This window comes from Streptomyces sp. SS1-1 (assembly GCF_008973465.1).
Taxonomy (GTDB): domain Bacteria; phylum Actinomycetota; class Actinomycetes; order Streptomycetales; family Streptomycetaceae; genus Streptomyces.
In genome coordinates this window covers 3,123,506-3,144,079 of the sequence record NZ_WBXN01000004.1, presented here as the reverse complement: position 1 = coordinate 3,144,079, position 20,574 = coordinate 3,123,506, and the positions used below count along the sequence as shown (strand labels likewise).

The window sequence follows — 20,574 nt, the reverse complement described above, 5'->3', positions numbered from 1 at the left end:
GCCCCCGGGTCAGCCGATACGGGTGAGTTTGTCCGTGAAGCCCGGCTCGGTGAGGTCCGTCTTGAGGGCGACCGGGATCTTCACCGCACCGCTGCTGCCGTCGCCGACGGTGAGCGTGCCCACCTCGGTGCCGGCCTTCGCGGTGTGCGGGACTTCGTCGGACGCGAAGGTCAGCTTGACCTTCAGGCCCGCCCAGCCGACCGCCGTGACGTCCTTGGTGGCCACCACCGGGGTACGGCCGCCCAGCCCGTCGTCCACATACCCGACGACGTCCCCCTTCTTCAGGATCGTCGCCGGCTCCAGGGCGCCCTGCGCGGCCCGGATCAGCTGGTCGCCGCCGTACAGGGCGGCGCTGAGGATGGTGTTCTCCGGGCCTCCCGCGGGCTGGCGGACGACGGCGCCGATGATGGTGCGCGTCTCGCCGCCGACCTCCTTCTTCGCCGCGAAGACGAGGTTGCCGAGGGCGGAGGTGGTGGTGCCGGTCTTGATGCCCACCACGTCGTTCCTGCCGACCAGCTGGTTCCAGTTGGGGTGGTTGACGCCCTTGTAGTCGTCGTACGACATCATCGCGGCGACCTCGCGGAACGCGGGCTCCTTCATCGCGGCCTTGGCCAGCTTCACCTGGTCGACGGCCGTGCTCACGGTGGTGTTGTTCAGACCGGACGGGTCGGTGTACGTGGTGTTCGTCATGCCGAGCTTCTCGGCGGTGGCGTTCATCTTCGCCACGAAGTCCTTCTCCGAACCGGCGTCCCAGCGCGCGAGGAGCCGCGCCACGTTGTTCGCGGACGCGATCAGGATGGACTCCAGCGCCTCCCGCTGAGTGATCGAGTCACCCTTCGTCACGTCGACGGTGGACTCCTGGCCCGCCTTCGACTGGTCCTCGGCGGCCTGGTCGATCTTGATCTTCGGGCCCTGGGCGCCGCTCTTCAGCGGGTGCTCCCGCAGGATCAGATACGCCGTCATGACCTTGGCGACGCTCGCGATCGGCACGGGCTTCTGGTCGCCCGAGGAGCCGAAGCTGCCGATGCCGTCGACGTCCAGCGCGGCCTGGCCCTGGGCCGGCCACGGGATGTCGACCTTGTCGCCCTCGAAGGTGAAGCTGTCCTGCGCGGTCAGGTCCAGGGTGGGCGCGGGGAGCGGGCGCACGCTCTGCACGATCGCGAAGACGATCGCCAGCAGGATCACCAGCGGCGTCCAGATCTTCACGCGCCGCACCAGGGTCCGCACGGGGGTCTCCGGCGGCGGCGGGGTGTTCGTCAGCTCGGCCAGCAGGTCCAGCGGGGGCTTCGGCGGCAGCGGCTGCTGGGTGGTGCGCTCGGGCCCGATCTGCGGGACGGCGGCGGTGACGTCGGCCGGGGGCCGGGGGGCCTCGGGCGCCTTCGGGGCCGCCGGCGGGAGGTCCGGCTTGAGCGCGACGAACCTGCTGGTGCGCTCGGCCTTCGGCGCCTCGGCGTCGGGGGCCTCCGGCTTCGAAGGTCCGGGCTTCGACGCCTCGGGCTTCGACCCCTCGGGCTTCGATGCCTCAGCCTCGGGTGCGTCCGGCTTGGGCGCCTTCAGCATGGTGGTCGGCTGGTCGACGTGCGGCTTGGCGGGGCGGGTCCGGAAGACGGCGGTCGCCTGGTCGACGCCCTTGCCGTCGTCCGGGGTCTCCTTGCCGGCGGGCTCGTCGTCGGCGTCGGCCTTCGTGTTGTCGTCGGCCTTCGACGCCTTCGGCGCCTTCTCGGGCTCGGCGGGGCGGGTGCGGAAGATCGCGGTGGCCTGGTCGACGCCGGTGCTCTTGGCGGGGGTGTCATCGGCGTCGGTCTCGGAGTCGGCGTCGGTCTCGGAGGCGGAGTCCGAGCCGGTGTCGGAGTCGGAGTCGGCCTTCGCGTCGGCGCCCGCGGCCTCGTCTGCGGTGTCCTTGGCGCTCGCCTCGCTCGTGGCGTCGTCAGAGGCGTCCTTGGCGTCGGAGGACGCCACCCAGGCCGCCACGGCGTTCCTCAGCCGGTCCTCGCCCTTGCCGGGGGCCTCGTCGGCCGAGTCCTCGGGGTCGTTCGAGTCGCCCGAGTCGCCGGCCGCCTCGGCGGTGTCATCGTTGTCGGCGGGAGCGTCCTCGGCGCCCTCGGCGTCCTCACGGTCGCTCGCGGCGCCCTTGGAGCCCTCGGCGCCCTCAGAGCTCTCGGCGGACTCGTCGCCGTCCGCCTCGGTCTCCTCCGAGGCTTCGGCCGGCTCCTCCCGCGCCTCGTCCAGGTCCTCGCGGGACAGCACCCGCGTGGCCGTGTCCACACCGCCGCGCGAGGACGACTCACGGGCCATCGCCAGGCGCGGGTCACCCCCCGCGCCCTGGGCCGGACGGGTGCCGGCCTCGGGTTCGGGCCGGGACTCGGGAACCGGGACCGCGCTCCCCGACGTCGGTTCTGCCGACGACTCGCGCTGCTTCGACCTGTCGGGGGACTCGCCCGCCACCGATGCCTCCTCCATGTGCCGCCGCACGCCACCGTACGGCTGCCGAACCGTGGGCCGTCGCCCGGACACCGTGTCCGCACGACCCCCGTGCCGCTGTCCGAACCAGATACCAGTGTCCGGTGCGCGGCCCCCACCTGACGCGGTAGACGAGAACGACATACCTACCGGTTCCGCTACGAACCGGTCACGTGCTCTCGACAGACCAATGTGAGAGGGGTCACCCTGTCTTTCATCCACGCGGGGAGGCATGGATGGGCAGGAGCCGCAGAACACTTCCGGAGGAGCTTCTGCTGCTGGCGTTGGACCCGGCCACGGGTACCACCGCGCAGCCGCAGTCGCTCGACCTCGGTCTGGCCGGAGCACAGCTAGTGGAGCTGGCGCTGGCCGGACGGATAGCCCCAGACGGGGATCGTATCGCCGTGGTGGCACCACGGCCGACAGGAGATCCGACTCTGGACTGCGCGTTGGAGTTGCTGCGAAGGCGTGGCGCTCCGGTACGGGCCGTCCACTGGATCGGCGGGCCCCGGCTGGGGCTGCGCCAGACCTACCTCTCGCATCTGGAGAGGTGCGGCATGGTCGCCGCCGTGCCGGGCCAGATGTGCGGAGTGCTGCCGACGACTCGCTATCAAGCGACGGACAACGACATCACCCGCGAGATCAGGGCCCGGCTGGATTCCGCGATCCGCACCGGCGTACCGCCGGACCCGCGGACCGCGGCGCTCGCCGCCCTGGCCCACGCGGTCGGTCTCGGCAAGCACCTGTATCCGGGCAACGAGGGACGCTCCTCTCGCTCCCGGCTGCGGGATCTGATCCGGCACGACCCCATGGGCGGCCTCGTCGCGCACGCGGTGATGGACGTCCAGAACGGCGCGGCCGCCCAGCCGCGTCGCGGCCAGGCACCGTCCGGCCGGCAGCAGGGCCCCGGCGGCAGGCCGCCGGCGGAACCCGCGCGCGCCGTCCCGGCACAGCCGCGCCGAGGGTCCATGGCACGCGTCGTGGCCCACTGAGAGACCGCTCGACCCGTTCGACCCGCACCACACGCACGCCACGTGCAGCGCCGCACCGTCCCCATGACCGGTTCGGGAGCCGCTGATCCGCGCGGGGTGACGGAACCGTACGTCCGTGCTCAACTGCGCGGACAGGGACACCGGTTCCGTCGCCCCGCGCGGCCGCGTGTGCCCACGTGGACCCCCATCGGTGTGCGTCCTGCGCATATCCACCGTTTCCCAGCGGTGGTGAGCGCCTTGGTGGCAATCTGCTGAACAGCAGATACGCAAAGTGCCGATCACAAGGCAGGCAGCCGGAGGTGCACGTCCCGTGGCGTCCAATGTCAATCCCACCGTCAGGCGACGCCGGCTGGGCCAGGAGTTGCGCCGGCTCCGTGAGCTCAAGGGCATGACCGCCGAGGAAGTGGCCGAACGGCTGCTGGTCTCGCAGTCGAAGATCAGCCGTCTGGAGAACGGGCGGCGCAGCATCAGCCAGCGCGACGTCCGCGACCTGTGCGGGGTCTACGAGGTGGAGGACCACCGGATCGTCGACTCCCTGATGCAGATGGCCAAGGACTCGCGCCAGCAGGGCTGGTGGCACTCCTTCGGCGACATCCCCTACAGCGTCTACATCGGTCTGGAGACCGACGCCGCCAGTCTGCGCGTGTACGACCCGCAGGTCGTGCCCGGTCTGCTCCAGACGAAGCAGTACGCGGAGGCCCTGATCGCCGGGGCGCTGCCCGAGACCGCGCCGACGGAGATCGAGAAGCGCGTCCAGGTGCGGATGCGCCGACAGGAACGAATCTCCACCGAGGAGAACCCGCTCCGGCTGTGGACCGTGCTGGACGAGGCCGCGCTGCGCCGCGTCGTCGGCAACCGCAACCTGATGCGGGACCAGTTGGAGCAGCTCGTCGAGCAGTCCCTGCTGCCGCACGTCACCGTGCAGGTGATCCCGTTCGACATGGGCGCCCACCCGGGCCTCAACGGGCAGTACGCCATCCTGGAGTTCCCGGACGCGGCCGACTCCAGCGTCGTCTACATCGAGGGCGTCACCAGCGACCTGTATCTGGAGAAGGCGAACGACGTCCAGAAGTACAGCGTGATGTACGAGCATCTGCGGGCGCAGGCCCTGAACGTCGAGCAGTCGCGGCAGTTCATCGCGGACATCGCCAAGGAGTACGCGCGCTGAAAGAGCCGCACGGTACACCGTCACCCGTCAGGACGGAAGACTCCATTGGAATATGCCACCCGGCCGAGTGAATAGTCGCTTCGTCGGCCGGGGGTGGCGAGTAGCGTCGATCACGCCACCGAGTCAAGAAGGTTGGCGTGAATCGCGCTGCCGGTCCGGCCAGGGCCGCGCCGTGCGATGACAGCACTCACCATCAGCATTGCGGAGCGAACATGGCAATTCGTCAGGGTTCCACGGACACGTGGACCAAGTCCTCGTACTCGACAGGGAACGGCGCGTGCGTCGAGGTCAAGTCGCCGGAGACGGCGGCCATGGCCGTACGGGACTCCAAGGTGCCCGAGGGCCCCGTCCTGGCGTTCCCCGCCGACGCGTGGAACACCTTCGTGGCGTCGGTCAAGGCGTGAGGGGCGGGTCCGTCTGACCTCCCCTTCCACCGGCCGTACGCGTCACCACTGCACAGGCTGTACCAGGAAGAGCCCTCTCGACCAGTCCGCCGTCCTTGCCGAGAGGGCTCGGCCACACCCGTCAGGCACGGCGCCCCGGCGCGAAAGCCGCCGGCCCCACCCCGATCACCCGGCCCCGGATCACCTCACCGGGAAGGCCACGTCGCACACCGGGTCCCCGGCTCCCGCCGCCTCCCAGTCCGCGAAGTAGACCTCGCGGCAGGGACCCGCCTGCTCCAGCCCCTCCCCGGCGATCCACTCCTCCACCGCCTCGAACGCCGCCAGGATCTGCGGATGCGCGACCTGCGCCTTCGTGATCCGGGTGAAGGCCAGCCGCAGCGCGGGCTCCACCCGCACCGCGGTGGTGTGCGTCCGGCCGGTCCGCGCGAGCCAGGCACGGGCCGCCGCCTCGTCCCCGACCGGCACACAGGCCTCGGCCGGCCCGTCGCTCTCCACCGACACCTCGGCGTGGTAGACGACGAACGGCGGCGCCGTGACCCCGCCGCACTCCCGGCCCGCCGCCTCCAGCCGCCCCAGCGCCGACCCGATCCACACCGGCAGCTCGTCCGCCAGCACATGGCGGGCCTCCCCGATCACCACCTGCTCGGGCACGTCCACCGTCTCGACCACGAACTTCCCGTACATCTCGGAGCTCCTCCCCGACAACCGTCCACGGAGGTACTCGGCGAGCGTCCGCTGCCCCGCCACCCGCGCCTCGACCCGCGCCCAGTAGGCGTCGAGCCGGTCGGCGGCCGTGGCCCCGTCCGGGGCGCCGACCACCTCCGCGACCCGCGCGAGCGGCATGTCGAGCTGGCGCAGCAGCGCCACCGTCCGGGCCCGGGCGACCTGATCGGCCCGGTAGTAGCGGTACCCGCTGGCCTCGTCGACCCGGGCCGGCTGCAGCAGTCCCAGCCGGTCGTACAGCCGCAGGGCCTTGGCGGACAGCCGCGCCCGCGCGGCGAACGCGCCGATGGTGAGCAGTTCCTCGTCCACGGCCTCATCCTCCGTCACCGGGCGGTTCCTCCCGCCCGGTGACGACGACGCTCGGCTCTGCCCCAGGGGCAAGGTCAAGCGGTCAGGCCAGCTGCGCCTCGACGGCCGCCACCAGCTCCGCGGCCTCCGGCTCGGTCTGCGGCGAGAACCGGCCGACGACCGTGCCGTCCCGGCCGATGAGGAACTTCTCGAAGTTCCAGCGGATGTCACCGGTGTGCCCCTCGGCGTCGGCGAAGCCCACCAGCCGCTCGTACAGCGGGTGCCGGCCGTCGCCGTTCACCTCGACCTTCTCCGTCATCGGGAAGGTCACGCCGTACGTGGCCGAGCAGAACTCGGCGATCTCCTCGGCCGAGCCGGGCTCCTGCCCGAGGAACTGGTTGCAGGGCACCCCGAGCACCGTGAAGCCGCGCTCGGCGTAGCGCTCCTGGAGCTTCTCCAGGCCGTTGTACTGGGGGGTCAGGCCGCACTTGGAGGCGACGTTCACGACCAGCACGGCCTTGCCGGCGTACTGGGCGAGGTCGGCGGGGCCGCCGGTGAGGGCGTCGATGTCGACGGCGAGCGGAGAGGTGCTGTTGTGGGTCGTCATGGACCGGATGCTAACTCCGGTCCGCTCCGGGCCGCCGCGAGGCGTCGACGAGGGCGTCCCCGGCCGCCGTCCGCGCGTACAGCACCGACCGCCCCGTCCGCCGCCGCTCCACCAGCCCCGCGTCCCGCAGGACCCGCAGATGCCGTCCGACCGAGCCCAGGCCCTGCCCGGTCACCGCGACCAGATGGCTCGTGCTCAACGGGGAGCCGAGGAGCACGAGGACGGTGGCGCGGGCCGGGCCCAGCAGGGCGGACAGGCCCGCGGGGACGCTCCGGGCACCCGGGTCGGTGAGCGGGCCCGAGCAGGCGTAGACGAGGGCGTACCGGTCGGGCTCCTCCCAGGAGACCCAGCCGGTGCGCGGGGTCACCGGCATGAACACCAGCTCCGCTCCGGAGATCTCCCGCGGCGGGTACTCCTGGAGGTTCACCTGGAGCCGGTTCCCGCCGAGCCAGCGGGTCCGGCCGGGCCGCAGGGAGTCCAGCACCGCCGCCCAGCCGCCCTCACCGGCCCGCGCGGTGCGGGCGGCCACATCGGCCTCCAGGACGCGGCGGCGCCGCTCCCAGGTGGGCCGTACGGTCCGGGTCCAGACGTGCTCCAGGAGGCGTGCGGCCCGCTCGGGCAGGTCGTCGCGGTCCAGCTCGGCGGGGAGCGGCCCGGCGAGGGATACGGCGAGGTGGGCGCGGGCGGCGGCCGGGTCGGCGGACCGCACCCGGGCGACGACGTCCTCGAAGTCCTCCCCGTCGCGCGGGGTGGGCGTGACGAAGTCGGCGATCCAGGACCGGCCGAGCGCGGCGCCGACCAGCCGCGCGGTCGTCGGGTCCGCCGCGAGGAGCGCCCGGTAGCCGGGCAGATGGGCGCGCAGCCACGCCCGCTCACCGGGGTGTGCTGGGACGCCCGTGTGCAGCAGCCGCAGACTCGCGAACGTCTCCGCGAACGGGGAGAGCACGAACCGGCTGCGCGCCAGCGTGTCCGCGTTGAGCTGCCACCACCCCATGAGCACCCTCCCGACGTTTCGCATGCGCGCGAAACAGTACGGCCGCCGCGCGCGCCCTCGCAGACTCCCCGTATGCGCAGCTACCGCGAGCTCTTCCGGACCCGTGAGTTCACGCCGTTCTTCCTCGGCTCCGCCGCCCAGGGCGCGGCCCTGACGATCGGCGGGCTCGCGCTCGCCACGCTCGTCTACCGGGCCACCGACTCGCCGCTGCTGTCGGCGATCAGCATGTTCGGGCCGCAGCTCGCGCAGATGCTCGGGGCGACCTTCCTGCTGTCGGCGGCCGACCGGCTCCCGCCACGCGCGGCGCTCAGCGGCATCGCGCTGGCCTTCGCCGTCTGCGCGGCCGTGCAGGCGTTGCCGGGTCTGCCCCTCGCGGCGGCCTTCGGCGTGGTCTTCGTCCAGGGGCTGGTCTCCTCGCTGGGCGGCGGGGTGAGCGGGGGACTGCTCAACGAGATCCTGCCCAAGGGCGGCTTCGTCCTGGGCCGTTCGGTGTTCAACATGGTTTTCGGCCTGGTGCAGATCGTCGGGTTCGCGGCGGGCGGCGCCCTCCTCGCCGTCCTGTCCCCGCGCGCCTGCCTGCTCCTCGCGGCCGCGCTGTACGCCCTCGCCTCGCTCGTCCTACGGCTGGGCCTGACCGCCCGGCCGCCGCGCGCCGCGGGCCGCCCGTCCGTCGCGGAGACCTGGCGCACCAACGCCCTGCTGTGGTCCTCACGCCCCCGCCGCCTCGCCTACCTCGGCATGTGGCTGCCCAACGGCCTGATCGTCGGCTGCGAGTCCCTCTACGTCTCCTACGACCCCGGAGCCGCCGGCGCGCTCTTCGCCTGCGCGGCGCTGGGCATGTTCACCGGCGATCTGACGGTCGGCCGCCTCGTGCCGCCCGCCCTGCGCCCGCGCCTGCCCATCCCGCTGCTGACACTGCTCGCCACCCCGTACCTGCTGTTCGCGCTGCGCCCCGGCCTGCCCTGGTCCGCCCTGGCGGTGTGCGTCGCCTCCGTCGGCTTCGGCGCGACCCTGGCCCAGCAGGAACGCCTGATGTCCCTCACCCCCGACGAACTCGCCGGGCACGCCCTCGGGTTGCGCGGCGCCGGGATGCTCACCATGCAGGGCGTCGCCGCGGCCCTGGCGGGCACGGTCGCCCAACTCACCACTCCGGCGACGGCGATGACCTGCATGGCGCTGGCCTCCCTCACGGTCACCCTGACCCTCGCGGCGGCCCACCGCCGCTCGGGAGAGATGGAGGCGGTGACGCCTACTCGCTGACGGCGAACGGCAGTTGATCGCCGAAGAGGGGACTTTTCTCCACCGCGCCGGCACCCCGCCCGTGACCAGAATGAGGGCACGGGCGCTTCGGCCCCCGTTCCGTACAGACAGCGGGGAGGAGCGAGCCGTATGGACCGCACGACGCAGCTCGGGGTGAGCCGCGCGCCCGACGAGATCAGGGGATTCTCGGTCGCGGCCGGACTGGTCGGGCTGCGCAGGGCGATGACCCTGTGCTGGACGGCGTCGGCGGCCTTCGGCCGGTCCCTGGCGGTGTCCGGGGCGATCTGGCTGGTGGGGCCCGGCCTGGGCCTGGTGCCGCGCGCCATGGAGGGCGTGCGCGCCCTCGCCGCCCGCCGGCGGGAGCTGGCCCTGCGCTGGTCCGGCGTCGAGATCCCCGGCCCACCCGGACCGCCGCCCCCAGCACCCGAGGGAGCTTCCGGGGTCGCAGCCCGCTACCGGTGGATCATGAGTGACCCGCAGACCCGCAGGGAGTGGGTCTGGGCGCTCGTCGACCCGCTGGCCGGCGTGTTGCTCGCGTTCTTCCCGCTCGCCCTCGTCCTCAGCGGCGTATGGGGCGTCTTCCTCGCCTTCTTCGGGCTCGCGCTGTTCGCCGAGTGGGACGGCCTGTGGTACCAGTTCATCCCGATCGAGGGGCAGGCCACCGCCGTCCTCGCCGGTGTCCTGGGCGTCCTCCAACTGCCGCTCGCCCTGTGGGTGGCGCCGCGTGCCGTGCGCCGGCACGCCCTGTACACCCGCTCCATGCTCGCCCCCGGCGAGGCCGAGCTGATGGCCGGCCGCATCCGGCACCTGGCAGCCACCCGCTCCGACGCCGTCGACACGCAGATGGCCGAGATCCGCCGGATCGAACGCGACCTGCACGACGGCGCCCAGGCCCGCCTGGTCGCGATGGGCATGACCCTGGACGCCGCCGAACACCTCCTGGAGACCGACCCCAAGGCCGTGCGCGCCCTGCTCGCCGAGGCCCGCGAGTCCTCCTCCAAGGCGCTGGCGGAGCTGCGCGACCTCGTCCGCGGCATCCACCCGCCGGTCCTCGCCGACCGTGGACTCGCCGACGCCGTAGGGGCGTTGGCGATGGTCTGCCCGGTCCCCACCGAGGTCCACGTGGACCTGCCGGGCCGCCCCGAGATGCCCGTCGAGTCCGCCGCCTACTTCGCGATCTCCGAGATCCTGACCAACGTCGCCAAGCACTCCGGCGCCGACCGGGCCTGGATCGACCTCCGTTACGATCACGGCATGCTGCGCGTCACCGTCACGGACGACGGTCAGGGCGGTGCGGACGTCTCGCGCGGCACCGGTCTGCGCGGCATCGAGCGCCGGCTCGCCACCTTCGACGGCGTCCTCGCCGTCAACAGCCCCGTGAACGGCCCGACCATGGTGACGATGGAGCTTCCGTGCGCATTGCCCTCGCCGAAGACCACTTCCTCCTGAGGGACGGGCTGATCCGTCTCCTCGGCGCCCACGGCCACGAGGTCGTCGCCGCCGTGGACAACGGGACGGAACTGCTGGACGCGCTCGTCGAGCAGCGGCCGGACGTCGCGGTCGTCGACGTCCGGCTGCCGCCGACGTTCACGGACGAGGGCCTGCGCGCGGTGCTGGCCGCCCGCGAACGCGTCCCGGACCTGCCGGTCCTGCTCCTCTCCCAGTACGTCGAGCCGCTGTACGCGCGGGAGTTGCTGGCCGGCGGTGGCCGGGGCGTCGGCTACCTGCTGAAGGACCGCGTCACCAACGGCGCCCACTTCCTCGACTCCATCCGCCGGGTCGCGGGGGGCGGCACGGCGATGGACGCCGAGGTGATCTCCAAGCTCCTGGTCCGCAAGGAGCGCGACGAGGCCGTGGGCAGCCTCTCCGAGCGGGAGCGCGAGGTCCTGGAGTGGGTGGCGCAGGGCCGTTCGAACGCGGGGATCGCCCAGGGGCTGTTCATCTCCGAGAAGGCCGTCGCCAAGCACATCGGCAACATCTTCACCAAGCTCGGCCTGCTGCCGACGGACGGGGACAACCGCCGGGTGCTGGCCGTGCTGGCGTACCTGGACCAGTAGCGGGGGCGTGCCCAGGTCCCGCGCGGGGTGCGGTGAAAGATGACGATCATCGGCGAGTCGTACCTACATGGCACATTTCGTCACATTAGCCTCTCGTAACTGTACGAAGTCGATCTCTCACGGATCGCACCCCCACACCTCTCCGGAGATGACATGCACAAGCTTCGCAAGGCTGCCGTCGTGGTCGTCGCCCTCGGCAGCGCCGGAATCCTGGCCAGCGGCACCGCCTCGGCCCAGGGTCTCGACGGGCACGGTGGCAAGAAGGGCGGGGACAAGGTCAGCGTCCTGCAGAGCTCCAACTGCCGCTCGCACGACCTGAACCTCGACGTCCTCGGTGAGGTCGGCATCCTGAACGGCGCCCTGGCCAACGCGCTCAACGGCGAGGGCGACGCCGGTGCGCAGGGCACCCACCTCGGCTCGACCATGGGCTGCAACAACAGCGCGTTCTGAGGTCCGACCGGAGGAACGGCGTTCCGCGCCACGCCCCTCGGGGCGGCGACCGGCCGGTGGAGTGCGGGCCGTGAGGAACATCCGGCCCCAGGCCGGTCCACCGAGAGGGCGCGTCAGCGCCTGAGGTGCGATCGACTCCACGAGCACCCCCGAAGACCGACCAGGGGCCCGACCCGCGCGAGCGGACCGGGCCCCTTGTCGGCGTTGCGGGCGGGGGCGGGTTGCGCCCCGGCCCCCCGGCCCCCGGCCCCCGGTGTCGCGGGGGCTCCTGGCTCTTGCGCGGGCTATGCCACCCGTCATAAGTTACTAAGCGGTCGCTCATACGTCGCTCGCACTCCCGCCCCTCCCGCTCGCCTCGAAGGAGAGCCGCCATGCCGTCCCTCGACCGCCAGGAAAACGTCTTCGTCCTCGACCTGGGGGACGGCGAGAACCGCTTTCACCCCGACTGGATCGCCGCGGTCGGCACCGCGCTCGACGAGGTGGAGAAGGCGGACGGCCCGCGCGCCCTGGTCACCGCCGCCACCGGCAAGTTCTGGTCCAACGGGCTCGACCTGGAGTGGCTCACCGCGCACGCCGACGACTACCACGACTACGTCGTCTCCGTGCACCAGCTGTTCGCGCGCGTGCTGTCCCTGCCCCTGGTGACCGTGGCCGCCCTCCAGGGCCACACGTTCGCCGCCGGCGCGATGCTCTCCCTCGCCCACGACTTCCGGGTCATGCGCGCCGACCGCGGCTACTGGTGCCTGCCCGAGGCGGACATCAACATCCCCTTCACGCCCGGCATGTCCGCGCTCATCCAGTCCCGGCTCACGCCCCGGACGGCACACGAGGCGATGGTCACCGCCCGCCGTTACGGAGGCGCCGACGCGGCCGCCGCCGGCATCGTCGACCAGGCGGTCCCCGAGGACGCCGTACGCTCCACGGCGATCGAACGCGCCCAGGCCCAGGTGAACAAGGCGGGCGACACCGTCGGCACCATCAAGGCCCGGATGTACGGCCCGGTCCTGTCCACCCTCCGCTCCACGACGAACCCGCTGGGCTGACCCGCACCCGCCGGGCCGCCCTGCACCCGCTGAGCCGCCCCGCACCCCGCCGGGCCGCCCGTCCCGGGCGGTCAGCCCTCGGAGCCGCCGGACGCCTCCTGGGCGGCGCGCCGGTACTCGGCGTTGATGCGCTGCGCTTCCTCGAGCTGATCCTCGAGGATGATGATCCGGCACGCGGCCTCGATCGGCGTCCCCTGGTCGACGAGCTCACGGGCGCGGGCCGCGATCCGCAACTGGTACCGCGAGTACCGGCGGTGCCCGCCCTCCGAGCGCAGCGGAGTGATCAGCCGCGCCTCGCCGAGCGCGCGCAGGAACCCCGGTGTGGTGCCGAGCATCTCGGCGGCCCGGCCCATGGTGTACGCGGGGTAGTCGTCGTCGTCCAGCCGGTCGCTGAGCGGGGAATCTGCCATGTCACCTCGATGTACAACGCGTCACGGGGCCCGGCGCCGACCGGCACCAGGGCCCCGCGTCACATGTAACACCATGGGCACGCCCGGACGCTCCGCCGCCCTTCCGCGGCGTCGTACGTCCGCCCCGCCCCGCCCCGTCCTACGCGGCGACCGGCGTGTCCGAGAGGTCCCGCAGCCGGACCCGGTCCGTGTAGGCGGCGCTGCGCCGCAGCACGGCGAGCCGGGCCAGCGTGACCAGGCCCGTGCTCTCGTCGTCCGCGTCGCACAGGACGAGGTGGTCGACGCGGGCGCCGGCCATGAGGGACAGCGCGACCTCGACCGTCATGTCGTCCCGGACCCGGGGCCCGGCGCCGTCCCGCCCGTCGGCCCCGGGCACGGGGGAGCGGTGTGCTGTCCGGTACTGCGGCTGGACCGTCGTCATGGCTGCTCCTGCGGGTGTGGGGTACGGGGGGCGAACGGACACGGCCTTAGGCGGCGGAACCGAACCCGGACGCGCGTCGGCGCTCGGCTTGGCTCTTCACGGGGCCACCGCGCCCGGTACGGCCCCGGCGGCCACGGGACGAGGAGGACGTACCGCGGGGGCGGGACGCCTCGGGCGCGGCGATGACGACCGGGACACCGGAGGGCGCCTGCGCCCCGGTGATCCGGCTCAGCTCGGCCTCGCCGGAGCGCACCTGGGCGATCCGGGGGCTGATGCCGGCCGCGTCCATCAGCCGGCTCATGCTCCGGCGCTGGCCGGGCGTCACCAGGGTGACGACACTGCCGGACTCCCCGGCACGGGCCGTACGTCCGCCGCGGTGCAGGTAGTCCTTGTGGTCGGTGGGCGGATCGACGTTGACGACCAGGTCGAGGTTGTCGACGTGGATGCCGCGCGCCGCCACGTTGGTCGCGACCAGCACGGTCACCTGCCCGTTCTTGAACTGGGACAGGGTCCGGGTGCGCTGCGGCTGGGACTTGCCCCCGTGCAGCGCCGCCGCCCGCACGCCGCTGCTCAGCAGGTGCTTGGTCAGCTTGTCCACGGCGTGCTTGGTGTCGAGGAACATGATGACCCGGCCGTCGCGCGCCGCGATCTCCGTCGTCGCCCGGTGCTTGTCCGCGTCGTGGACGTGGAGGACGTGGTGCTCCATCGTGGTGACCGCGCCGGCGGACGGGTCGACGGAGTGGACGACCGGGTCGCTCAGGTAGCGGCGCACGAGCAGATCGACGTTGCGGTCCAGGGTTGCCGAGAACAGCAGCCGCTGCCCGTCGGGGCGCACCTGGTCGAGCAGCGCGGTGACCTGGGGCATGAAGCCCATGTCGGCCATCTGGTCGGCCTCGTCGAGGACGGTGATGCCGACGTCGTCCAGACGGCAGGCGCCCCGGTCGATGAGGTCCTTGAGCCGTCCCGGTGTCGCGACGACGACCTCGGCACCGGCGCGCAGCGCACCGGCCTGCCGCCCGATGGACATCCCGCCGACGACCGTCGCCATGCGCAGGCCCACGGAACGGGCGTACGGGGCGAGGGCGTCCGTGACCTGCTGGGCGAGTTCACGGGTGGGGACGAGGACGAGGCCGAGCGGCCGCTTGGGTTCGGCGCGCCGTCCGGCCGTACGGGCCAGGAGGGCGAGGCCGAACGCGAGCGTCTTGCCGGAGCCGGTACGGCCCCGGCCGAGGACGTCACGCCCGGCGAGGGAGTTCGGCAGGGTGGCCGCCTGGATCGGGAACGGCACGGACACGCCCTCATGGCTGAGCGTGGCCATCAACTGGCCCGGCATGTCAAGTTCGGTGAACGACGTGACGGCGGGCAGGGCGGGCGTCCTGGTCACCGGCACCGCGAACTCGTCGCTCCGGCGCCCACCGGTGCGCCGGGGACCGGAGCCACGCCGGAAACGGTCGGGGGTACGGGAGGTGGTGCGGGGGCCGGACCCGCGGGTGTCGGACGTGCGGGTGTCCGAGGTGCGGGGGGTGCTGGACATGCGGGAACGCTGCATGCGGAACCTTTCGTTCGGGGCACGCGGCAAGGAATTCCCGCAGCACAGAAGCGGCGCAGAGAATCTCGATACGAGCCGAAAGTCGAGGGGCGAGCCGGACGGGCGCGAAAAGCAGGAGCCATCAACGGCGATCGCCAAAAGAAAAGAGAGACGAAATCTCATGGGAAAAACAGCGAGCTGGGGCCCGCACCCCAGAGGTGCGGGCCCCAGCTGCGAAGTATGCGTCGGTGCCGACGTCAGGCGGCGACGATGTTCTCCGCCGTCAGGCCCTTCTGGCCCTGCGCGATGTCGAACGACACCTTCTGGCCCTCCAGCAGCTCACGGAAGCCCTGGCTGGCGATGTTGGAGTAGTGGGCGAAGACGTCGGCGCCGCCGCCGTCCTGCTCGATGAAGCCGAAGCCCTTTTCCGCGTTGAACCACTTCACGGTACCGGTAGCCATTTGTTTCTCCTTCGGAGGCGGTGATCGGAGAACGCCCTGTGCGCCCTCCGTGTCGCCGTGTCGATCATCCGTCGGAAAAACAATCCCTCTGGCAACCACACCTGCAACTGATAACGACAGTAGCACGCCGAAGCCGCCGATGCGGAGCCAATATCCCGGAACGGACGGAAGGGTCAGAATTCCTACGCCGAGTGATACGCGCATATCTATCGCGGCGAAGACAGATATCCTGAGAACGCCGCCCTTCACCGCACGCGGTCGATACTCCACGCGATGGCCCCGCCCACCCCGGCGACCCCCTGAACATCGAGACGCCCGGCCCCACGGGCGACGACCCGCTGCCGCACGACGGCCCCGTCGCAGGGCACGGCGACCTTACCCCCACCTCGCGGCGGCACCACTGGCGACGGGCGCAGCCCCCTTCCGAACGGCGGCAAGCGCGTCCCGAGCCCGCCCGCTCCTCGAAGCCTTCCGCCGTGCCGCCGGCTGATTCAAGAGATCCCCCACGGCCTCGTAAGCCACGGAACCGGAACCGGGACCGCAACTGACCGTACTGAAGCGGCCGTTACGCCTGGCAGGTAGGGTCCGCCGGGAAAAAAGGGGGGACGCATGACCGATCGAGAAGACTCCTGGACGAACGACAGCGACGAACGCAATGCCGCCCAGCGAGCGAAGAGAGCGACCAGACTCGGCTGGACGGCCATCGGCTGCACCACGGGAGCACTGGGCTGCGCACTGATCACCGCGGCGCTCGTCTGGCTGACCGTGGTCGCGGTGAGCCTCTTCGTCGTCCTGGCCAGCAACTGATGTCCCCGCAGCCGGCGAAGGCCAGCCGGCACCCCATGTCCGCAGCCGCAGCCGTCGAGCGGCAGGGGGTCACGGATGCTGCACACCACTGACGTCAAGGCCGCCCCTCCGGCGAGGCCGGCGTCAGGGCGCCGACGCCGTGACCAGCAACTGCCCCATGGCGGCGAGGACGGACGGCTCCACGCGGTAGTAGACCCACGTGCCGCGTCGCTCGGAGGTCAGGAGGCCGGCTTCCTTGAGCTTCTTCAGGTGGTGGGAGACGGTCGGCTGGGAGACGCCGACGTCGGAGATGTCGCACACGCACGCCTCGCCGCCCTCGTGCGAGGCGACGGCGGAGAACAGCCGGAGCCGTACGGGGTCGCCGAGCGCCTTGAACATACGGGCGGCCGTCTCGGCCTCCGCGGCGTCCAGGGGCCGCTCGGTCAGCGGCGGGCAGCACGGCACCACGCTCTGGCCCTCGGCTTCCAGCAGCGGCAGCACCTTGGCGTTCGACATGCGTCTATGTTGACACATGTCGAAGCAGGCGGGCCAGGCGGCGGCCACGATCGCCGTCGCCCGAGGTGGGCCGACAGGTGACGTGACAGGCGATGCGGGAGGCGTCCCGGCCCCCATCGCGCAGGGGAGTTCGATGACAGAGCGGACGGTCTCCCCAGCTCCGCGATCGCCAGCCCCGGCACCTCGGCGGCCGTCATCGCGACCTCGACGTACTCCTGACCGGACCCCCAATTCGACAGCTGTCTATGTTGACGCCCGTCGATGCAGGTGTCATGCTCGATCACGCAAGACATCGACAACAATCGAAACAGGGAGTTCGCGTGCTCGCCTGGGTCCAGGGCGCCCTTGCCCGCTCCACCGCCCGTCACCTGGCCGGCGTCCGGTTCTGCGACAGTTGCGCGGCCGTCTGTGACACGGCGTGCCGGGCGGACGCCCAGCGCCGGCGCCGTAGCACCCACCTCGCCCTCGCCACCCTCCGCTGACCCGCACGCGCCGCAACGACATCGAGGAACAGCAGCCATGGATAAGCAGAACCTGCCCGTCGTCGTCATCGGAGCCGGACCGGCCGGCCTGGCGGCCGCCGCTCACCTGGTCGCCCGTGACATCGAACCGCTCGTGCTGGAAGCCGGCGGCGCCGCGGGCAGCGCCGTACGTGAGTGGAGCCATGTCCGGCTGTTCTCCACCTGGGGCGAACTCACGGACCCGGCGGCCGAAAAGCTGCTCGCCCCGACCGGTTGGGTCAAGCCCGACCCGGCCTCCTACCCCTCCGGCGGCGACTGGGCCGACCGGTACCTGCAGCCGCTCGCCGACGTCCTCGGCGACCGCGTGCGCACCGGCGCCCGGGTGACCGGTGTCTCCCGCGCCGGCCGTGACCGGATCGTCGACGCCGACCGCGAGGCACAGCCCTTCGTCGTCCACGTCACCCATGCCGACGGCCGGGAGGAGAAGGTGCTCGCCCGCGCCGTCGTCGACGCCTCCGGCACCTGGACCGCCCCCGGCCCGGCCGGCGCCGATGGACTCCCCGCACTCGGCGAGCACGCGGCCGCCGACAGGATCACCTATCGCGTGCCCGACCTGAAGGACCCGGCCGTACGGGCCCGGTACGCGGGCAAGCGCACCGCCGTCATCGGCTCCGGCGCCTCCGCCTTCACCGCACTGGCCCAGCTCGCCGACCTGGCCGAGGCCGGCGACGGCACCGGCACCCACGCGGTCTGGGTCCTGCGCCGCGGCATCTCCGGCTCGACCTTCGGCGGCGGCACCGCCGACCAGCTCCCGGCCCGCGGCGCGCTCGGACTCGCGGCGAAGGCCGCCGTGGACGCCGGTCACGCGGACGCGGTCACCGGCTTCCGCATCGAGGCGATCGAGCGCGCCGGCGACGGCCGCCTGGTCCTGGTCGCCGAGGACGGCCGCCGTCTCGAGCCGGTGGACGAGGCGATCGTGCTGACCGGCTTCCGCCCCGACCTGTCGTTCCTCTCGGAGATCCGCCTCGGCCTGGACGAACGCCTCCAGGCCCCGACCGCGCTGGCGCCGCTGATCGACCCCAACCAGCACTCCTGCGGCACCGTCTACCCGCACGGCCACCGCGAACTCGCCCACCCCGAGCGGGACATCTACCTGGTCGGCATGAAGTCCTACGGCCGCGCCCCGACGTTCCTGGCGATGACCGGCTACGAGCAGGTCCGCTCCGTCGCGGCGGCCATCGCCGGTGACATCGAGGCCGCCGACCGCGTCGAACTCACCCTCCCTGAGACCGGGGTGTGCGGCGGAGCGGGGCTCTTCGACGCCCCTGAGGCAGACCAGAGCGACGACGGCGGCGGCTGCTGCGCCCCGGCGCCGCAACTGGTCCAGCTCGGCGCGAAGGCGCCTGCCCAGGAGACCTCAGCGGGCGGCTGCTGCGGCGCGTGACCCGGCACCGGCCCACCAGCGCCAGGTCAGCGTTGTCCATGGGGGCCGGCGAGGTGGAGGCCGAGCCAGGACATCACACGTCTACCGCACGGTCCTGGCATAGCCGCCCGCGCTCATGCCGAACTCCCGCCGGAAGTGCCGGTTGAGCTGGCTCTGGTCGCAGTAACCGAGCTCGGCGGCGGTCTCCGCCACGGAACGCCCCGCCGCCAGCAGGGACTTGGCGCGTGCCAGGCGCAGCAGGGTCCGGTAGTGGTGCGGCGGAACCCCGTAGGCCTGCCGGAAGCTCCTGATCAAGTGGCGTTTGCTGCAACCGGCGACTTCCGCGAGGTCGTCGAGCTTGATGTTGGAGTCCAGTCGGCTGTGGAGCATCTCCCGTACGTGGCGAAGCGCCCGAGGACGAAGTGCCGGACTCGCCGCGCCGGGAGCATCCGCGTGCCTGGCGCGCAGGACGTCCAGCAGGCCGATCAGGGACGACTCGAGATCCAACTCGTCCTCGCGGTCCGCCAGACCCTTGTGCAGCGCGGCGATGCCGCCGAAGAGGCCGCGGTCCGAGTAGGTCACCCCGTGGAACCGCGGACGGGCCGCGCCGACCGGCATGAGATCGGCGTCGATGAACATCAGCTGCACGAGGGCCTGGCCGTCGGCGGCGGCTTTGTCCTGAGCGAGGCAGCTCACGACCTCATGGGGCTCGATCACCGTCACCGCGCCCGGAACGGGGGGACTCTGGGTTCGCCCGAGGTACTGAAAAGGGGGTGCGGCGCCGCCGTGCGTGATCTTGACGGTGTACCCGCTGTTCACAACGGTCGGGAAGGCACCGTCGGCCACGCGCACAACCAGGCTTTCGACTCCGAACCGTGCTCTTCTGCGTCGCTCATAGCTCGCGGACTCAGCCATGTCATTTTCGCCCTAGTTCGGCTTGTTCGATGGATCTTACTGTTCCCAGCAGGACAAGGGCATCCGTCGGACCGGGGAGGCACGGCCGCCGAAGGCCGAGCAGGTCGCCCCCAGGTGCCGGGCGGCCGTCCCTGACCCCTCGGGCTCGCGGCCACGACCGCCGGTTCCCCGCCTACCGCCCGTTACGACAGCCATGTCGACACCGACCTCGAAAGGGCTCCGATGAGCAAGCCGTTCAGCGACGCCGCCAACATCCCGGTCAACGCTTCGCAACCCGTCCTCACCTACCACCCGGTCACCCTCGACGTCCCCGGCCGGCCCGTGCCGCTGCAGGTCAAGGTGTCGATCCCCGCGAACGGCACCGACCTGCCGCTCATCCTCCTGTCCCACGGGCACGGGATGGCGAACTTCCTGTCCTCCTACAACGGTTACGGGCCACTGGCGAACTTCTTCGCCGCCCACGGGTTCGCGGTCGTCCAGCCGACCCACCTGGACTCGACGGCCCTCGGCCTGCGCGACACCGGCCTGAGGGACGCGCCCCTGTTCTGGCGTGACCGCGCCACCGACATGCACACCATCCTCGACCGCCTCGACGAGATCGAGGCCGCCGTCCCCGGTCTCGCCGAGCGGCGGATCGACAGGGACCGTGTCGGCGCCGTAGGACACTCCCTGGGCGGCAACACCGTCTCCCTCCTCCTCGGAGCCCGGATGCTGGACCCGGAGGACGACCGGCCGAAGGATCTCTCCGACTCCCGTGTCAAGGCGGGGGTGCTCATCGGAGCTCCCGGCATCGGCAACGACGAGCACTTCGCCGACTGGGCCAAGACGAACTACCCGGTGCTGTACTACACCGACTTCGAGCACATGACCGGCACCAGCCTGATCATCGTGGGCGATCAGGACCTCAACCCCTACTTCTCCAACCGCCTCAGCTACCGTGCCGACGCCTACTCGGCCAGCCCCGGCGGCAACAAGACCATGGTGACCATGTACGGCGCCGGCCACATCTTCGGTGGCATCTCCGGCTACGACGCGGCGGAGACGAACGACGAGAACCCCGAGCGCGTGGCGACGCTGCGGGCACTGGTGTGGGCGTACCTGCGCAGCCAGCTCTACTCGGGCGACGCGTCATGGAAGAACGCGGTGAACGCCCTGGAGAACGGTGAGGACCCGATGGCCATGGTGGAGACGAGGTAGTCCCGCGAGA

Annotated in this window: 22 protein-coding genes; 12 read left to right on the top strand and 10 right to left on the bottom strand. The window is 72.0% G+C overall.

Annotated elements, in window-relative coordinates; all coding sequences use genetic code 11:
• Window positions 1–9 precede the first annotated feature (9 nt).
• Window positions 10–2,295 carry a D-alanyl-D-alanine carboxypeptidase gene (locus tag F8R89_RS15480; RefSeq protein WP_413251292.1) on the bottom strand — a complete coding sequence of 762 codons (2,286 nt, stop codon included), beginning with the start codon at window positions 2,293–2,295 and terminating at the stop codon, window positions 10–12.
• Window positions 2,296–2,696: 401 nt separating this feature from the next.
• Here F8R89_RS15480 and F8R89_RS15475 point away from each other — a divergent pair, with 401 nt between their 5' ends.
• From F8R89_RS15475 to F8R89_RS15465, 3 genes are all read left to right on the top strand, one after another.
• Entirely contained in the window at window positions 2,697–3,452 is a 756-nt protein-coding gene (locus tag F8R89_RS15475) for a GOLPH3/VPS74 family protein (protein WP_151784539.1), read from the top strand.
• A gap of 310 nt (window positions 3,453–3,762) precedes the next feature.
• Window positions 3,763–4,620 (top strand): helix-turn-helix domain-containing protein, encoded by an 858-nt coding sequence (locus F8R89_RS15470; RefSeq protein WP_151784538.1) that lies wholly within the window; start codon window positions 3,763–3,765, stop codon window positions 4,618–4,620.
• Between the two features lie 212 nt (window positions 4,621–4,832).
• On the top strand, window positions 4,833–5,024 hold the full coding sequence (locus F8R89_RS15465; protein WP_151784537.1) for a DUF397 domain-containing protein: 192 nt from the start codon (window positions 4,833–4,835) through the stop codon (window positions 5,022–5,024).
• 180 nt (window positions 5,025–5,204) lie between these two features.
• Here F8R89_RS15465 and F8R89_RS15460 read toward each other — a convergent pair whose 3' ends face one another.
• The 3 genes from F8R89_RS15460 to F8R89_RS15450 all read right to left on the bottom strand — a co-directional run bounded on the left by F8R89_RS15460 (window position 5,205) and on the right by F8R89_RS15450 (window position 7,636).
• On the bottom strand, window positions 5,205–6,074 hold the full coding sequence (locus F8R89_RS15460; RefSeq protein WP_151784536.1) for a MerR family transcriptional regulator: 870 nt from the start codon (window positions 6,072–6,074) through the stop codon (window positions 5,205–5,207).
• 64 nt (window positions 6,075–6,138) lie between these two features.
• Window positions 6,139–6,642, bottom strand: a complete 504-nt coding sequence (locus tag F8R89_RS15455) for a glutathione peroxidase (RefSeq protein ID WP_151784535.1) — start codon at window positions 6,640–6,642, stop codon at window positions 6,139–6,141.
• A gap of 10 nt (window positions 6,643–6,652) precedes the next feature.
• Complete coding sequence (locus tag F8R89_RS15450) at window positions 6,653–7,636, bottom strand: ArsR/SmtB family transcription factor (RefSeq protein ID WP_151788132.1); 984 nt, start codon at window positions 7,634–7,636, stop codon at window positions 6,653–6,655.
• Between the two features lie 72 nt (window positions 7,637–7,708).
• Between F8R89_RS15450 and F8R89_RS15445 the strand changes: the two genes are divergently transcribed.
• From F8R89_RS15445 to F8R89_RS15425, 5 genes are all read left to right on the top strand, one after another.
• The gene (locus F8R89_RS15445) at window positions 7,709–8,896 is read left to right on the top strand and encodes an MFS transporter (RefSeq protein WP_151784534.1); all 1,188 of its coding nucleotides are present in this window, start codon (window positions 7,709–7,711) and stop codon (window positions 8,894–8,896) included.
• Window positions 8,897–9,025: 129 nt separating this feature from the next.
• A complete protein-coding gene (locus F8R89_RS15440; protein WP_151784533.1) occupies window positions 9,026–10,345 on the top strand; it encodes a sensor histidine kinase in 1,320 nt (439 codons plus the stop codon).
• Entirely contained in the window at window positions 10,309–10,953 is a 645-nt protein-coding gene (locus tag F8R89_RS15435; RefSeq protein WP_151784532.1) for a response regulator transcription factor, read from the top strand. Before F8R89_RS15440 ends, F8R89_RS15435 begins: the two co-directional genes overlap by 37 nt.
• A 153-nt stretch (window positions 10,954–11,106) precedes the next feature.
• Window positions 11,107–11,403 carry a hypothetical protein gene (locus F8R89_RS15430; RefSeq protein WP_151784531.1) on the top strand — a complete coding sequence of 99 codons (297 nt, stop codon included), beginning with the start codon at window positions 11,107–11,109 and terminating at the stop codon, window positions 11,401–11,403.
• 371 nt (window positions 11,404–11,774) lie between these two features.
• Complete coding sequence (locus F8R89_RS15425) at window positions 11,775–12,446, top strand: enoyl-CoA hydratase-related protein (protein ID WP_151784530.1); 672 nt, start codon at window positions 11,775–11,777, stop codon at window positions 12,444–12,446.
• 71 nt (window positions 12,447–12,517) lie between these two features.
• Here the strand turns inward: F8R89_RS15425 and F8R89_RS15420 are convergent, their stop codons facing one another.
• From F8R89_RS15420 to F8R89_RS15405, 4 genes are all read right to left on the bottom strand, one after another.
• Entirely contained in the window at window positions 12,518–12,856 is a 339-nt protein-coding gene (locus tag F8R89_RS15420; protein ID WP_151784529.1) for a MerR family transcriptional regulator, read from the bottom strand.
• Window positions 12,857–12,995: 139 nt separating this feature from the next.
• Window positions 12,996–13,277 (bottom strand): CBS domain-containing protein, encoded by a 282-nt coding sequence (locus F8R89_RS15415; protein WP_192806134.1) that lies wholly within the window; start codon window positions 13,275–13,277, stop codon window positions 12,996–12,998.
• A 46-nt stretch (window positions 13,278–13,323) separates the two neighbouring features.
• Window positions 13,324–14,826 carry a DEAD/DEAH box helicase gene (locus tag F8R89_RS15410; protein WP_151784528.1) on the bottom strand — a complete coding sequence of 501 codons (1,503 nt, stop codon included), beginning with the start codon at window positions 14,824–14,826 and terminating at the stop codon, window positions 13,324–13,326.
• A gap of 236 nt (window positions 14,827–15,062) precedes the next feature.
• Window positions 15,063–15,266 (bottom strand): cold-shock protein, encoded by a 204-nt coding sequence (locus F8R89_RS15405; RefSeq protein ID WP_062668528.1) that lies wholly within the window; start codon window positions 15,264–15,266, stop codon window positions 15,063–15,065.
• 609 nt (window positions 15,267–15,875) lie between these two features.
• On the opposite strand from F8R89_RS15405, the gene F8R89_RS15400 reads away from it, so the two are divergent.
• On the top strand, window positions 15,876–16,073 hold the full coding sequence (locus F8R89_RS15400) for a hypothetical protein (RefSeq protein ID WP_151784527.1): 198 nt from the start codon (window positions 15,876–15,878) through the stop codon (window positions 16,071–16,073).
• 123 nt (window positions 16,074–16,196) lie between these two features.
• Here F8R89_RS15400 and F8R89_RS15395 read toward each other — a convergent pair whose 3' ends face one another.
• Window positions 16,197–16,568, bottom strand: a complete 372-nt coding sequence (locus tag F8R89_RS15395) for an ArsR/SmtB family transcription factor (protein ID WP_151784526.1) — start codon at window positions 16,566–16,568, stop codon at window positions 16,197–16,199.
• A 320-nt stretch (window positions 16,569–16,888) separates the two neighbouring features.
• Between F8R89_RS15395 and F8R89_RS36195 the strand changes: the two genes are divergently transcribed.
• Together F8R89_RS36195 and F8R89_RS15390 are read left to right on the top strand one after the other, a co-directional pair.
• Complete coding sequence (locus F8R89_RS36195) at window positions 16,889–17,050, top strand: hypothetical protein (protein ID WP_192806133.1); 162 nt, start codon at window positions 16,889–16,891, stop codon at window positions 17,048–17,050.
• A 37-nt stretch (window positions 17,051–17,087) separates the two neighbouring features.
• A complete protein-coding gene (locus F8R89_RS15390; protein WP_151784525.1) occupies window positions 17,088–18,473 on the top strand; it encodes an NAD(P)-binding domain-containing protein in 1,386 nt (461 codons plus the stop codon).
• 81 nt (window positions 18,474–18,554) lie between these two features.
• Here F8R89_RS15390 and F8R89_RS15385 read toward each other — a convergent pair whose 3' ends face one another.
• Window positions 18,555–19,148: a helix-turn-helix transcriptional regulator gene (locus F8R89_RS15385; RefSeq protein ID WP_225994398.1), complete on the bottom strand. Its 594-nt coding sequence runs from the start codon at window positions 19,146–19,148 to the stop codon at window positions 18,555–18,557.
• A gap of 441 nt (window positions 19,149–19,589) precedes the next feature.
• Here F8R89_RS15385 and F8R89_RS15380 point away from each other — a divergent pair, with 441 nt between their 5' ends.
• Window positions 19,590–20,564 (top strand): alpha/beta hydrolase family protein, encoded by a 975-nt coding sequence (locus tag F8R89_RS15380; protein WP_151784523.1) that lies wholly within the window; start codon window positions 19,590–19,592, stop codon window positions 20,562–20,564.
• Window positions 20,565–20,574: the final 10 nt, after the last annotated feature.